The following is a 14243-nucleotide window of genomic DNA, read 5'->3' as shown; positions in this document are numbered from 1 at the left end:
TGTAAGGTGCAGGCGCTGCCCTTGCCGCCGCGGGCTGTTCCCTTTCCCAGTTGTAGCCCGCCCCGTGTCCACGCCTGTCGAACCGACGGATGTCGCGCATCTGTGCGCCGCCCATTACCGGCCGCTGCACGCCCACGTCCGCCGCAAACTCCCGCAACGCAGCGATGCCGATGACGTCGTCCAGGAGACCTGGCTGCGTGTCGTCAAGGTCGCCGCCAGTGGCCTGCTCAGCAATGGCCGCGCCTACCTGTACCGCGTCGCCCACAACCTGATCGCCGACCATTACCGGCAACGCCAGCGCCGCCGGGAAGACCCGCTGGACGAAGCATCTCTGACCACCCTCGCCGATCCGGCGCCCCTGCCGGAACAACGCCTGCTCGATCTCGAACAACTGCGTCACCTGGACGCGATCATCGCCGCCCTGCCGCCGCGCTCGCGGCAGGTGTTCCTGCTGGCCCGGGTCGAACAGATGGCCTTGGCCGAAATCGGTCGCCAGCTCGGCATCAGCCGGCAGACCGTGCATGGACACCTGCTGCGCGCGCTGGTCGCGCTGCAACAGGTGCCCGGCCCATGAGCCAGGACACGATCGCACGCGAAGCCGCACGCTGGTGGCTCGACGGCCATGACGGTACGCGCGACGAGCGCGCGTTCGCCCACTGGTATCAGGCAGACCCGCGCCATGCAGCACAGTACCTGCACCTGCAGCAGCTGTGGCAGGCCGGTGCCGGCCTGCCCAGCCTGCAACGCCAGCAGCAGCGTCACCGCCGGCGCGCCCTGCGCGAGGCGGGCATCGGCGCCCTGCTGCTGTGCGTGCTGGGCCTGTCGCTCCGCCAGGACGCACCGCCGCCAGAACTGGTGCTGCGCACCACCGTCGGCGAGATCCGAGAGACACCCTTGCAGGACGGTTCGCGCGTCGCGCTTTCTCCGGGCAGCGAGGTGCGCGTCCGCATCGACGGGCAGCGCCGGCAGCTGCAGCTCAAGAAGGGACAGGCCTGGTTCCAGGTTGCCGCCGATGCCGACCGGCCGTTCCAGGTGCGCACGCCGCATGGCAGGGTCACCGCGCTGGGCACCGCATTCGATGTCGCCGTGCAGAACGGCAGCAGCGTGGTGACCGTCACCGAACACCAGGTGCGGGTGGACAGCGGCAGCGGCAGCGGAGAGGCAAGCCAGGGCGAACAACTGCGCTTCGATGGCCAGACACCCGGCACCCCGTCGGCCGCACCGGCAGGCGTGCTCGCCTGGCGCGAGCGGCGCCTGCACTGGGTATCGGCCCCATTGGAGGATGTCGCCCGGGGGCTGGACCGCTGGGACGGTGGGCACACCTGGATCATGGGCGCGCACCTGCGCCAGCAGCGGGTCACCGTGCTGGGCAATGCCACCGGCGCCACCGGCACCCGCGACCAGCTCGCCCGGCAATTGCAGGTCCGCGTGCTGCGCATCGGTCCCGGACTGCAGCTGTGGCTGTCATCAACACACGGCAGCGGCCATGCACCCTGACATCGTCCCTGCCCGTGCGTCTTCCCAGGCTGACGACGCTCTGCGTCACTCCCTGGAGACCTCGATGCTGTCCCACCGCCCCCTTGTCCTGGCCTTGTCGCTGGCCTGCGCCAGCCCGGTTCCATTCCTGTCCGGCCATGCCCAGGCACAGACCGCAACCCGCCACTACGACCTGCCTGCACAGCCGCTGGCCGGCGCACTGGATGCCTACAGCCGGCTCACCGGCATCGATCTTGTAATCGGTGGCGCGCTGCCCCAGCGCCAGATGGCGCCCGCCCTGCGCGGCAACTTCGACGACAGGCAGGCGCTGTCACAATTGTTGGCCGGCACCGGCCTGCGGCCCCGCTTCATCGATGCACGGCGTGCCACCCTCGAGCCGGCGCCTGCCGAGTCCAGCGATGGCAGCCGCCGCACCGGTCCGTTGCGCGTGCAGGGCACTCCTGCACAGGGCCATGCGCCCGGCACCGGCGCCAGCCAGTACGTCCCCGCCACCCGCGATGGCTTCGCGCCAGCCGTTGGCAGTGAACGCGTGGCGATGGCCGAACGCCAGGAGGGCAACAGCCTGCTGCGCTCGATGCCCGGCACGCACAGCTTCCACTCGCGCAGCCAGCCCGGCCTCCAGGTCAACATCCGTGGCATGACCGGCGCAGGCCGCGTCAACACGATGATCGACGGTGTCACCCAGACCTTCCGCAACAACGCCGGGCACGGCTCCGGGGGCCCGTTCGCCTATGTCGATCCATTCCTGCTGGCCGGGGTGGATGTGCAGCGCGGTGCCGTCGCTGGCGGCGATGGCGCTGGCACCCTGGCCGGTACCGCCAACTTCCGCACGCTGGATATCGATGACCTGCTGGGTGAGAGCCGCGACTGGGGCCTGCGCGCCGGCTACCGGCACGGCGACAACGGCTATGGCAGTGGCCGCACTTTCGCCGGCGCCTGGCGCCACAGCGAGGAAGGCGGTGACCGCCAGTTCGGCCTGCTTGCGGCGGCCAGCAGCAGCCGCAGCAGCGAGTACGCGACCGCCAACGGGCAGAAGAACAGCGCCGACCCGGGCAGCCAGCACCCCAGAAGCTGGCTGCTCAAGGCCCGCCTGCAACCCAGTGAGCTGCACCGGCTGGACCTGAGCCACATGCGCTACGAGAACGACTTCTATCACAACTACCCGTGGCAGATTTCGGCACGCAACCAGCGCGCCAGCTATCACTACACGCCCTACACACCCTGGATCGACCTGCGCGCCAGCTTCGCCGCCAACAAGACGCGGCTGTTCTATCCGCCGGTGGAAGTGTCCAGCTACATCGGCCGGCGTACCCACAGCAGCCTGAGCAGCTGGAACATCGACAACACCAGCCGCTTCGAGATCGGCTCGCTGCAGGCACGCTGGAACACAGGCCTCAAGCACCAGTCGGACATTTTCGTTGCTGATACGCCCACCCTGCGCGGCGCCAACCCGCAGGGGCGCAGCCAGCTGGACAGCGTGTTCAGTACGCTCGAACTGCAGTACGGCATCTACGCACTGACCACCGGGCTGCGCCAGGATCGCTACGGCATCCGCGGGCACATCCCGGCCTGTTCGGATGTGCCGGGCCAGTGCACCCGGATCAACGGCGGGGGCATCGACATCCGCCGCCGCCAACATGCACTCAGTCCCAGCCTCTCGGTTTCGTTGCAGGCAACCGACTGGCTGCAGCTGTACGCCGAGGCCTCGCGGACATCGCGGCCGCCACGCGTGCAGGAGATGTTCTTCGAGAAGATTCCGCTGGAAGGCATGAGCGATGCCGATGGCGTGGGCGCCAATCCCTTCCTGCGCCGCGAACGCTCGCGCAACCTGCAGTTCGGCGCCAACCTCAGCACCGGTTCGCTGCTGCGCGACGGCGACCTGGCCCAGTTGCGGGTGACCCGCTTCGACAACCGCATCCGCGACTACATCAAGCCGCAGTACCTGCTGATCGTGCATCCACCGGAAATCGAGCCCGTCGTGGTATCGATCGACAGCGACCCGCAGCTTTCGGCCTGGACCGATGCGCTGGATGTGGACGACTTCAGCGTCACCACCCGCTGGATGAACGACCCGGGCGTGGTGCGCATGCGTGGCATCGAGCTGGAGGCCCACTACGCCAGCGAGCACTATCACGCGACGCTGAGCTGGACACGATCACACACCAGTGCGCCCACCACCGAGTTCGTCAACCTGGAAGACATCACCGCGCTTCCCGACCGCTACTGGACGCTGGACGTCGGCGGTCGCTGGTGGCAGCAACGCGTGCAGGCCGGCGTGCGCGCCGAATACTCCGGCCCCACTGAGGAAGGCTACGACTTCTTCCAGACCCGCAAGACCCGCGGCACGGGTGTGCTGCTGGACTTCTACGCCAGCTTCAAGCCACAGGCCAGCACCACCGTATGGCTGAACATCGAAAACCTGCAGAACAAAGCCTATGACAACAATGCCTCGATCGACAGCATCTTCAGCCCGATCCTGGACCGCGGCAACGGCCGCGGCCGCACCGTCTCGATGGGCGTCAACGTGGCGTTCTAGCCGACGCTGGTTGCCGCTGTGCCTGCTTGCCGTGCTGGCGACCGGGCAGGCCCAGTCGATGCCCGGCACGGTGATCGACCTGGCCAGCGGCCGGCCGTTGCAGGAAGCGGCGTTCGTGCAGCGCGTCGCCGCCGCCCGGCACCTGCTGCTGGGGGAACGCCATGACGTCGCCACCGACCATGCCGCCGAACGCTGGCTGTTGCAGGCCCTGCACCAGCAGCGACCACAGGGTGCGCTGGTCCTGGAGATGATCGGCAGTGAACGCCAGCCCCGCCTGCAGCGCGTGCAGCGCTGGCTGGACAAGGGCAACCGTGCCGACGGGCAACACCTGCAGGAACTGCTGGGCTGGGACCCCCGTTGGCCGTGGTCGGCCTATGGCGGACTGGTGCAGGATGCCACCGCTGCAGGCATCGCCCTGCACGGTGGCAACCTCTCGCGTGCGGAGGTCGACGCGCTGCTCGCTTCGTCGGCACCGGCGCGCTTCCCGGTGCCTGGCGCACGCCACCGCCTGTCGAACGTAGTGCTGGCCCAGCACGCCGACGCCGCACCGCTGCTGGAAGGCATGCTGGCCGTTCAGCAGGCCCGCGATTCGCGTATGGCGCAGGTACTGGCGGCCGCACAGACACCCGCGCTGCTGGTTGCCGGCCGCTGGCATGTGCTGCGCGGCACCGGCGTACCGGGCTATCTGCCCGCATCCGCGCCTGCGCTGGTGGTCGCTCTGGCATCGGCGGAAGAAGCCATCGACGCCAGCGACGCCGACCTGCTGTGGGTGATCGCAGATGAGTGAACGCAGGCAACACTGGCAGGCAATGGCGATCACCGTCGGGATCCACCTGCTGCCGCTGCTGCTGCTCGTGCACTGGGTGGCAGCCCCGCCTACGCTGCCGCCGCCAGAGCAGGATGTGCGCATCAGCCTGCGCCTGCTTGCGCCGGCTGCACCGCCACAGCCTGTGGAGGAACGCCAGGCCGAACAGCCCAGCCAGGCGCAACAGGCGCGCGCCGCGCAGCCACGGAAATCGCCGCCGCCACCCGCGCCGACCCACGCGCGTGAAGGCGAACTGGCCGCCAGCGAGATCGCCGGCGCCGGCCGGCAACCCACGCAGGTCGCCCCACCTGCGGCCGCGGCCGATGCCCGTCCCGCACCGGCATCGATCACGGCCGCGCCGCCTGCTCCGGACGCCCAACCCGCGGACGTCCAGGCCGGCGCTGCCAGCGACCAGTGGGAAGCGCGGCTGATGGCACGACTGGAGCGATACCGCTACTACCCCTCCAGCGCTAGATCGCGGCGCCAGCAGGGCACCAGCTGGGTCCGCGCCAGCATCGACCGCGACGGACGCCTTCTGGCGCTGCGCCTGGAGCAGTCCAGCGGCCAGTCCCTGCTCGATGACGCGGCGCTGCAGACCTTCCGCCGCGCACAGCCGCTGCCACGCATTCCCGACGAAATGAAGGCGCCGCAGGAACTGGTGGTACCCGTGGAGTACTACCTGCGCTAGGCAGTCCGCGCTTCCGCTTCGATCTCGAACAGCATGCCAACCACTGCCAGATGCAGCAACGGGATCAACGCGACGGTGCACCGGGCCCCCTCCTTGGCAGTCCTCCGCACCGCGTTGCGTGCGGAGGACCAGGGAACGGCTCAGGCCTTCAGCACTTCCACCTTGTACGAAACGGTCTCGCCGTCGTGCTCGATGATCAGTCCGTGCACGTCCGACTCGAAGCCCGGGAAGCGCGCATTCTGCTCGCGTGCGATGCGCAGCGACTCGATGATGGGCTCATCGCTGGCACCGAAGCGCTCGCCCGGCATGATGGTGGGAATGCCGGGCGGGTACGGCACCAGCATGGTCGCCGCGATGCGGCCACTGAGCTGTTCGATGTCCACCCGTTCGATTTCCCCCTTCACCAGATGGTTGTAGGCATCGGCCGGGGTCATCACCGGCGTCGGCAGGTCCACGTACATCTCGCGCATTACCCGGGCCACTGCGAACTCCTGGTTGAAGGCGTGCAGCGCATCGCAGAGGTCGCGCAGTCCCCAGCCGGCGTAGGCAACGGGATAGTCCGCCGCCAGCGTCGGCAGCGCCTGGCTCAGGGGGGCGTTGCGGTCATACAGCTCCTTGAACGCCATCAGCTCGGTGACCAGCGTGCTCCACTTGCCCTTGGTGATCCCCATCGAGAACAGGAACAGCACCGAGTAGAGGTTGGTCTTCTCCACAGTGATGCCACGACCCCACAGGAACTTGCTCAGCACCGCCGCTGGAATGCCCAGCCGGCCCATTCCACCATCCATCGACAGGCCGGGGGTCAGCAGGGTCACCTTGATGGGATCGATCAGCACATAGTCGTCCACCAGATTCTCGAAACCATGCCAGTGCCCATCCGGCTGCAGGTACCACTCCTCCCGCTTGGCCACCATCGGCGCCGGCGTGTCGCCCTTGTCAAGGCTGCGCTCGACCTTGGTCGGCTGCCATACGCTGAACCACCAATCATCACGGCCGAGATCGTCGCGCACATGCAGCATGGCGCGCCGGAATGCGATCGCCTCGTCGTGCATCTCCTGCACCAGCGAGCGACCGGCCTCGCCCTCCATCATCTTCGACGCGACATCACAGGCAGCGATCACGCCGTAATGCGGGCTGGTGGAGGTGTGCATCATGAATGATTCGTTGAAACGCTCCGCATCCAGATTGCGCTGTGCCGAGTTGCGCACATGGATCATCGAGGCCTGCGAGAACGCGGCAAGCAGCTTATGGGTGGAGTGCGTGGTGAAGATGATCGCATCCTGCTCGCGCGGCTTGCCCTTGGCCATGCCGTAGTGGTTCTCGTAGAAGGGATGGAATGCGGCGTAGGCATACCAGGCCTCATCGAAGTGCAGAAAGTCCACCGCACTGCCGATCTCGTCGGCGATCTTCTCGGCGTTGTAGCACAGGCCATCGTAGGTGGAGTTGGTGACCACGGCGATACGCGGCTTGGAGCCCGCCGTGTATGCCTTGCTCGCCAGCGGGTTCGCGGCGATGCGCTGCTGGAGCGATTCCGGAGTGAACTGGTCCAGGCTGATCGGGCCGATGATGCCGTGCGCGTTGCGGCTGGGCGTGAAGTACACGGGTACCGCGCCCGTCATGATCAGCGCATGCAGGAGCGACTTGTGGCAGTTGCGGTCGACGAACACCACATCGCCCCGCGCCACCGTGCCGTGCCATACGATCTTGTTGGCCGTGGAGGTGCCATTGGTCACGAAGAACGTATGGTCGGCGCCGAAGTTGCGGGCCGCTTCGTTCTCGGCGTCCTTGATCGGCCCGGTGTGGTCCAGCAGCGATCCCAGCTCCGGCACCGAGATCGAAAGATCGCTGCGCAGCGTGTTCTCGCCATAGAACTGGTGGAATGCACGGCCAACCGGTGATTTGGTGAAGGCCACGCCACCGGCATGGCCGGGCGTATGCCAGGAATAGTTCGACTCGGCGGCGTGATGGATCAGCGCCTTGAAGAACGGCGGCAGCAGGTGCTGCATGTAGTCTTCAGCGGCCCGCATCACCTGCCGGGAGATGAAGTTCTTGGTGTCCTCGAACAGGAAGATGAAGCCGTGGATGTACTTGAGCAGCTTGCTCGGTACCTTCTCGATGGTACGGCGCTCGCCATACAGGAAGACCGGCAGATTCGCGCGGCGCGCACTCTGCTCGCGCAGGAACGCGGTCAGGCGCTGGAACTCGCCATCGACCTCCTCGCTGCCATCGATCGATATCAGCACGGCCGACGCCGCGACATAGGTGCGTGCTCCTGCACGGGCATCATCCAGGTTCAACCCGCACAGCACGCGCTGGTCGTTGCTGCGCAGCTCTTCCACCAGAGCGCGGATCAGGATGCCGCCGATGCGAGGTGAGTCGTAATCACCGTCGATGACTATGACCGGATAGTCCAATGACTTGAAATACATGTTGCTTCTCCTTGTCCGAATCAGGAATGCTGCGCGCCGGCAGAAATCGCCGCCGCCTCGCGGGCACGCTGCCGCTGCTGGCGGCGCTCCTCGCTGAAGAAGGGATAGAACACGGTGATGAACAGGACGAACAGGAAGGCGTACTGCACGATCGTTCCCGACGAGCCATAGATCGCCCACAGGCAGTACACGACGGTGAGGCTGGTCAAGGTCCAGAACGCGCCGGTATGCACCAGGGTGTGCGAGCGTTCGACCACGAAGTAGCAGGCCACGCAGGAATAGATGTAGGGCAGCAGGGTCAGCACCACCGCGGCCGAGGTGATCACATCGAACTGCGCGGATGCCGTTTCCGAGGTGGAAGTGACCAGCACGGCCAGCGTCATCAGCACCGCCACGATCAGCACGCCCTTGACCGGCACGTCATCCTTGTTGGTTTTGCTGAAGATGCTCGGGAACAGGCCATCATCCGATGCGGCCTTCGCGCTCTGTGCGGTCAGCAGGATCCAGCCACCGAGCGAGCCGGCCGCACCGATGAACGCGCACAGGCTGACCAGCGCACCGCCCCACCCCCCCACGGCCTTGGCCGCCGCCAAGGCGAACGGCGCGTCCGAAGTCTGCAGTTCACCGTTGGGGACCATGCCCATGATCACCGACGAACTGGCGATGTAGGCGATGGCCGCAAGGAACACGCCGGCCAGCGTAGCGCGCGCGACATTCTTCTCAGGGTTCTCGACCACGCCGGCGGTCACCGACGCTGACTCCACGCCGATGAACGCCCACAGCGTCAGTGCGGCTGCACTGGAGATCGCACCGAAGTTGGATTCACCGGAGACGTTGTAGGCCCCTTTGAAGATGTCGGCATCGAAGAAGAACCAGCCGAAGATGGCGATGCCCAGGATCGGCACCAGCGCGAAGCTGGTGGTGACGGTCTGCACGCGACTGACGAAGGCCGGACCGATCACATTGGCGAAACTCAGCGCCCACACCAGCACCAGGACCGCGATGCAGCGCACCAGCGGCTCGGACAGGATCGGGAAGAAGTAGCTGAAGTAACCCACCGCCGCGATCGGGATGGCGACATTGCCGATCCAGTTGGCGAACCAGTAGATGGTATTGGTCTGGAAGCCCATGTAGGGGCCGAACCAGTCGCGCGCATAGGCATAGGGGCCGCCGGCCTTCGGGGCCAGCTTGCCCAGTTTGGCGAACACGAACGCCAACAGCAGCGCACCCGCCGTGGTGATCAGCCAGCCCCAGATCGAGGCGGTACCGATCTTGGCCAGGCTGGAGGGCAACAGGAATACGCCTGAGCCCATCATGTTGCCCGCGACGAGGAAGGTGGCTCCCACCACACCGATCTTCTTTGCTTCTGCCATGACAATCTCCTGTACCGGCATCAGCCCGGTTGCGCCGGGCATGGGGGTTGGCTGCGCTGGCGTGCTGCCGCTGGCGCCTATTTGATGAAGTTGTACTGCAGGCTGCCCTGCACTCTTACTGTGTCGCCGCGTGCACCGTCCTGCTGCTGCAGGCGGCCGTAAAGCAGCTCCATGCCCATCGTCCACGAGGGCGCGGGGCTCCAGATCAGGTTGAAGACGCCGTAACGGCTTTGCCGGAACGCGTCACTGGCAAGAGCGGTGTTCCGCTCCAGCGTGAGCTGTCCGAAAATCAGATTCGAGCGCCACAGATCGGACCAGTAATGGGTGTAACCGACGAAGCCGCCGTGCAGATCCAGTGCCTCCAGGCGACCGTCCGCATCCACCACGGCATCCAGGCCGGAGCCGGTCAGATCAGCGGTGTAGCGGCTCAGGCCGCGGCCGCCCAGCACGCCGAACAGCAGCAGGTCGCGCGCGCCCACGGAAGCAGAACCACTGAGCTGCAGGCCGCCGGCGATGCGCCGGTCGCGCTGGTCCTGGCCGTCATAGGCCAGACTGCGGGCCACCGCACCCATCTGCAGGTGGCCCCAATCGCGCTCCATGCGCGCGGTTACCGTGACATCCGGCAGCCGGTTCACCGCCGCCAGCGTCTCGCTGGCCCCGGCCAGTTCCGTCTCCGGGTCTTCGGCGGCGATCGTCAGCGTGCTTCCCTTGCCCAGCGCGAAACTGTGGTGGATGCCGGCCACCAGCAGGTAGCCAGCACCTCCCGGGCCTGCGAAATCCAGCGTATCGGGCAGGCTGTCGGCATCCATGAAGCTGGAGTAGCCATAGCCGGCATAGGTATTGCCAAGCTGCCCATAGGCGTGGCGCAGGCGGAACTGGTATCCGTCGCTGCTGCCGAAGAAATCATTCTCCAGATAGAAGCGCAGGTTGCCGTGCGTGGTCGGCCGGCGCGCCTCGAAGCTGAACCGCGTCTGCTTGGCGTGGATGTTGAAGTTGGAAACATCGCGATGGCTGTCCCCTACCGGCATCGATGAAGGGATGAACTGGTCCTCGTCCCCCGCCCGGCGCGAGTCGGCGATGGCATCGAGCTTGGCATAGCCGCCGATGCGGATGACCGTGTCGGTTCCGGGGATGGCGAAGAAGCCTTTCAGATCCGCGTCGGTGGGGCTGGCAGCGTTGTCTGGACGCGAGGCGGCCGTCGACGGGTCCGCCACTGATTCGCGCGCCGGCAGCACCGGTTGCGCCACGCCGGGCACGCGGGTGGGCTGCAATGTGGCGGCCGTCGTCGCCGGAGCTGGGGACACGGGCGTAGCCGTAGCAGCAGGCGCGACGCCCGCATCATGCCGCTCGAGCTGGTCCAGGCGTTGCTGCATGCCTTCCAGGGCCTGTCGCATCGCCGCAATCTCACGGCGCAGCGCCTGCGCGTCGTCGTCGGCAACCGCCTGCGCCTGCAGCGGCGCAGCGGCCAGCGCGGCCAGGCAGGCAAGAGTCAGTACTGCCATGCGCATTGCATCCCCCGTGCACGAACACTCGCCACGCGATGCCGGACCGCACGCGTGCGCCGTCCTGGCTTCGCTCCGCCGTTGCTGGAAATACGGATACTGCGATTAAGACAGACGGTCGCCGGCAGGTTCGCACCGCCGATGAGGCAGCGACCGGAGCAGTCTGGGTAGCAAGCGCAGAGTGAGAGTGTCGTGAATTGCGATGCAGGCATGCTCTGGGTAGAGCCCTGCGTGTGCAGCAGTGCAGAAGCGATATCGCTGTATTTCATGCGTCACAGGCTAGTGCGCACGTCGTTTTTGGCCTTGATTGGAATCAAGGCACGATGCTTGATCTCAGTCACGATTCAGACGTGACGGCGAACAAGCACTGCGCAGCCGTTCACGTCGTCGTGGCCATGCAAACGCAGCAGGCCCGCACGTTTCCGTACGGGCCTGTCGATGACACCCTGCATGCAGGATCGCTTTTCAGCGTGGACCCAGCACCGTCTGCAGATCGGCACCCTGTGGAAGACCGGAGCGACGCTGCACCTGGCCCTGCGCATCCTGGAACAGGATCCCCGGCGTACCCTGGAAGCCCATCTCGATCATCAGGACCTGGTTGGCATCCAGCTTCCCCGCGATCTCGCGGCTGATGTTCGGCAGCGGCTTGATGCCACCGCGGTCGAACTGGCGCTCGTTCTCCAGCAGCGCCGCGCTGGGGTCGCGTGCGGCCAGAATCGCGGCCGCCTTGGCCGGGCTGTCCTCGCGGATCACACCGACCATCACATGACGCAGCTGCACCTTGCCGGCATCCACCCATGGGCGTGCCGCCTCCCAGAACTTGTGGCAGTACGGGCAGTTGGCATCACTGAATGTGTAGACCACGCGCGGTGCGTCGGCCTTGCCATCCCGCACCCATGCACTGGCGTCCAGCTTGCTCCACATCTTGGCCGACATCGGCGCGGCCACCAGCTTTTCCACTGCATCAGCGGCGACATCGTTACCCTCGGCATCGAACAGACTGCCTACCACCACGTGCTTGCCGTCCGCGGTCACGTAAGCGGCGGCAGGCTGCTGGCCACCGACCACGCCGGCAAAGCCGCGCAGCCCACCCGGTGCGTCGAACTCGGCGACGACCTCGAAACCATGCTTCTCGATGCCCTTCAGGACCGCCGGGCGATCCCCCTTGGCAGCGGAGGCCGGCGCACCGGTTGCCGGCGCAGCTCCTGCCTTGCCCGGTGGCGTCTGCGCCTGGCTGCAGGCGGCCAAGGCCAGCAGGGCCGGCAGCAACAGCACCGCAGGAACGGTGCGCAGGGAAATCAACGACATGGGAACTCCATAGTGGGATGCCAGCGCAGGCTACCGCAGCCGGCGCAGTTTGTGTTCAAGCCCTGCCATGGTCAGTTCACCCAGATGCAGCTCCTGCAGGCGTCCGTCAGCATCGAAGAACAGGGTAGAAGGATACGCCTGCACCCCGAGCGCCGCAGATGCGGCAGCATCGTCATCCAGCAGCACGTTGCGCAGCTGCAGGCGTTCGCCGGCAATGAAACCCTGGACCTCGTCCAGACTTTCTCCCTGATTGAGGAACACGAACCGCACATCGTCATGTGCGTCCTGCGCGGCTGCCAGCACGGGCATTTCACGTCGGCACGGACCACACCACGTTGCCCATAGATTCACGACCACGGGTTTCCCGCGGAACTGCTGCAGATCGATGACACGGCCCTGCAGGTCCATCACCTCCAGCCTGGGCAGCGGCATATGCCGCGCCTGCCACCCGGACACGCCGTGAGTGGCTGCGCCCCACAGCAGCGTACCTGCCAGCGCTGCTGCCAGTACCGGCCGGCGCAGCGCGGGATGTCCACGCAGCCGCCACAATCCCCACGCCAACGCAGCCATCAGCACGACGACCAGGTGGTATCCGCCATCGGTGATCTGCAGAACGCTCCATGGCGAGTCGCGATACAGCGCCGCATTGACGGCGACGAAGCTGATGCGGCCACACAGCAGCCCCACCAGCAGCATATCCAGCACCATGCCGGGCGCCGAAGGCTGCGGTCCCTGCGCACGGCGACCGGGCCAGAGCCGGGCGATCGTCATCGCAATCAGTACACAGATCAGAATCAGAACGACCGGCATCGGCACCGGCCCAACGCTGGACATCACTACACCCACTCAACGATCGACTGACCGCATGGTCGAAGCGTCGCGCCTGCGATGCAAGCGCGACGACCGACCGTCAATCGTCAAGCCGCGCTGCGCCCCATCTGAATGCCCGGCGTCGGCGCCGGCGCCAGTCCGCGCAGGCTCCCAGCCACGGAGGGCAGCAGCGGGCGTTCGCGGCGCTTGTTGCTGACGTGACGTCGATAGTTCGCCGGCGTCATGCCGACGATGCGCAGGAACAGACGCCGGAACGCACTCTGATCGGCATAGCCGACCCCCCAGGCCACCTCATCGATACCCGCCCCCTGCTGCAGCAATGTCTGCGCCTTGGCCACCCGCAGTCGCTGGCAGTATTCGATCGGACGCAGCCCGGTCGCTCTCAGGAAGCGGCGCTGCAGAGTGCGCGGCTCCAGCCCGGCCACTTCGCAGATCGAAGCAAGCGTGGCGCCGCGCGCCGCCGTGGCGTGCAGCCAGCGCTGGGCCTTCAGCACGTCGCGGTCCCCATGGGCGAAGTTGGCGCTGAAGCGCTCCAGATCCTGCTGGATCGGTTCCGGAACGGTGATCGCGAGCTGCGTGGCCACCGCGCTGGCCACGCCCTGACCAAACAGCCGGTGCAGCAGTCGCAGGCCGAGAAAGCGCCATGCCTGCACACCTGCGACGGTCAGCAGATCACCATCGTCCACCAGTGCGCGTTCGCTGGGTACCCAGCTGACAGCCTGCGCCACCAGTCCGGGATGGCGGCTGAGATCCGGACCCGACACGGTCCGGCCCGCCAGCAGGCCGGCCCGGGCCAATACGCTCACCCCATCCGCCGCGGCCGCCAGCAGACTGCCGCCGTCGTAGTGCGCACGGAGCCAGTCGAGCAGGATTTCATCGGTACGAAGAGAGGCCGTCGAACTGACCTGGCCCGGAACCGCGATCACCGCGGGAATGGCCGCGTCCAGCATGTCCGCGCCCGCGATGCGATGTACCCCGCTGCGGCTGGCCGGCACGATCCAGCGGGTCACCAGCACCCGCTTGAACGGGCGCCGCTGCTGCTGCGCCACGCGGTTGGCCACATGTGCCATTTCAGCCAGTACCGATGCTGCCGACGGGTCGCCACCGGGGTACTCGACCACCCCCACTTCAACGAACCCCTCGCTCCTGATTCCCTCCACGGTGCACCTCCTCGGTTCTGGCCAGCGAATGACCGGTTCAGGTGCAGGGTAGAAAGTGCTCCATCGGCGAGGCTATGAAGAAAGTTGCAAAGTGCACTGGATGCGTATCTCACA

Annotated in this window: 11 protein-coding genes; 5 read left to right on the top strand and 6 right to left on the bottom strand. The window is 66.7% G+C overall.

Translation table 11 applies throughout. The annotated features are described in order from the left end of the window. Positions 1–64: 64 nt before the first annotated feature. The 5 genes from AC5P76_RS13725 to AC5P76_RS13705 all read left to right on the top strand — a co-directional run bounded on the left by AC5P76_RS13725 (position 65) and on the right by AC5P76_RS13705 (position 5526). Positions 65–574 carry an RNA polymerase sigma factor gene (locus tag AC5P76_RS13725; protein WP_053517659.1) on the top strand — a complete coding sequence of 170 codons (510 nt, stop codon included), beginning with the start codon at positions 65–67 and terminating at the stop codon, positions 572–574. Then, positions 571–1497, top strand: coding sequence for a FecR family protein (locus AC5P76_RS13720; RefSeq protein ID WP_253120170.1), 927 nt, complete (start codon positions 571–573; stop codon positions 1495–1497). The genes AC5P76_RS13725 and AC5P76_RS13720 overlap by 4 nt, the downstream gene beginning before the upstream one ends. 64 nt (positions 1498–1561) lie before the next feature. Further along, complete coding sequence (locus tag AC5P76_RS13715; protein WP_495222776.1) at positions 1562–4033, top strand: TonB-dependent receptor; 2472 nt, start codon at positions 1562–1564, stop codon at positions 4031–4033. A 10-nt stretch (positions 4034–4043) separates the two neighbouring features. Continuing rightward, positions 4044–4820, top strand: coding sequence for a ChaN family lipoprotein (locus AC5P76_RS13710; protein WP_053517664.1), 777 nt, complete (start codon positions 4044–4046; stop codon positions 4818–4820). Further along, positions 4813–5526 carry an energy transducer TonB family protein gene (locus AC5P76_RS13705; protein ID WP_253120165.1) on the top strand — a complete coding sequence of 238 codons (714 nt, stop codon included), beginning with the start codon at positions 4813–4815 and terminating at the stop codon, positions 5524–5526. Before AC5P76_RS13710 ends, AC5P76_RS13705 begins: the two co-directional genes overlap by 8 nt. Before the next feature lie 140 nt (positions 5527–5666). On the opposite strand, the gene AC5P76_RS13700 is transcribed toward AC5P76_RS13705, so the two are convergent. The 6 genes from AC5P76_RS13700 to AC5P76_RS13675 all read right to left on the bottom strand — a co-directional run bounded on the left by AC5P76_RS13700 (position 5667) and on the right by AC5P76_RS13675 (position 14129). Then, positions 5667–7955, bottom strand: coding sequence for an Orn/Lys/Arg family decarboxylase (locus AC5P76_RS13700; RefSeq protein ID WP_065175308.1), 2289 nt, complete (start codon positions 7953–7955; stop codon positions 5667–5669). Positions 7956–7975: 20 nt separating this feature from the next. Then, positions 7976–9328, bottom strand: coding sequence for an arginine/agmatine antiporter (gene adiC, locus AC5P76_RS13695; protein ID WP_053517667.1), 1353 nt, complete (start codon positions 9326–9328; stop codon positions 7976–7978). Positions 9329–9405: 77 nt separating this feature from the next. Next, positions 9406–10836, bottom strand: a complete 1431-nt coding sequence (locus tag AC5P76_RS13690; RefSeq protein ID WP_253120162.1) for a DcaP family trimeric outer membrane transporter — start codon at positions 10834–10836, stop codon at positions 9406–9408. Positions 10837–11295: 459 nt separating this feature from the next. Beyond that, positions 11296–12138, bottom strand: a complete 843-nt coding sequence (gene dsbG / locus AC5P76_RS13685; protein WP_065182736.1) for a thiol:disulfide interchange protein DsbG — start codon at positions 12136–12138, stop codon at positions 11296–11298. Between the two features lie 30 nt (positions 12139–12168). Further along, a complete protein-coding gene (locus AC5P76_RS13680) occupies positions 12169–12972 on the bottom strand; it encodes a TlpA disulfide reductase family protein (protein WP_111185979.1) in 804 nt (267 codons plus the stop codon). An 83-nt stretch (positions 12973–13055) separates the two neighbouring features. After that, the gene (locus AC5P76_RS13675; protein ID WP_253120159.1) at positions 13056–14129 is read right to left on the bottom strand and encodes a GlxA family transcriptional regulator; all 1074 of its coding nucleotides are present in this window, start codon (positions 14127–14129) and stop codon (positions 13056–13058) included. Between the last annotated feature and the right edge of the window lie 114 nt (positions 14130–14243).

It is taken from the genome of Stenotrophomonas sp. YJH_SMC_36 (assembly GCF_059369935.1).
Note: the sequence above shows the minus strand (reverse complement) of the source record. Positions and strands in the feature narration are given on the sequence as shown.

Excerpts from the sequence above, each read along its gene's own strand:
- adiC (WP_053517667.1), bottom strand. The coding sequence starts at position 9,328 with ATGGCAGAAGCAAAGAAGATCGGTGTGGTGGGAGCCACCTTCCTCGTC.
- AC5P76_RS13715 (WP_495222776.1), top strand. The coding sequence starts at position 1,562 with ATGCTGTCCCACCGCCCCCTTGTCCTGGCCTTGTCGCTGGCCTGCGCC.
- AC5P76_RS13720 (WP_253120170.1), top strand. The coding sequence starts at position 571 with ATGAGCCAGGACACGATCGCACGCGAAGCCGCACGCTGGTGGCTCGAC.
- AC5P76_RS13680 (WP_111185979.1), bottom strand. The coding sequence starts at position 12,972 with ATGTCCAGCGTTGGGCCGGTGCCGATGCCGGTCGTTCTGATTCTGATC.
- AC5P76_RS13690 (WP_253120162.1), bottom strand. The coding sequence starts at position 10,836 with ATGCGCATGGCAGTACTGACTCTTGCCTGCCTGGCCGCGCTGGCCGCT.
- AC5P76_RS13700 (WP_065175308.1), bottom strand. The coding sequence starts at position 7,955 with ATGTATTTCAAGTCATTGGACTATCCGGTCATAGTCATCGACGGTGAT.
- AC5P76_RS13705 (WP_253120165.1), top strand. The coding sequence starts at position 4,813 with ATGAGTGAACGCAGGCAACACTGGCAGGCAATGGCGATCACCGTCGGG.
- dsbG (WP_065182736.1), bottom strand. The coding sequence starts at position 12,138 with ATGTCGTTGATTTCCCTGCGCACCGTTCCTGCGGTGCTGTTGCTGCCG.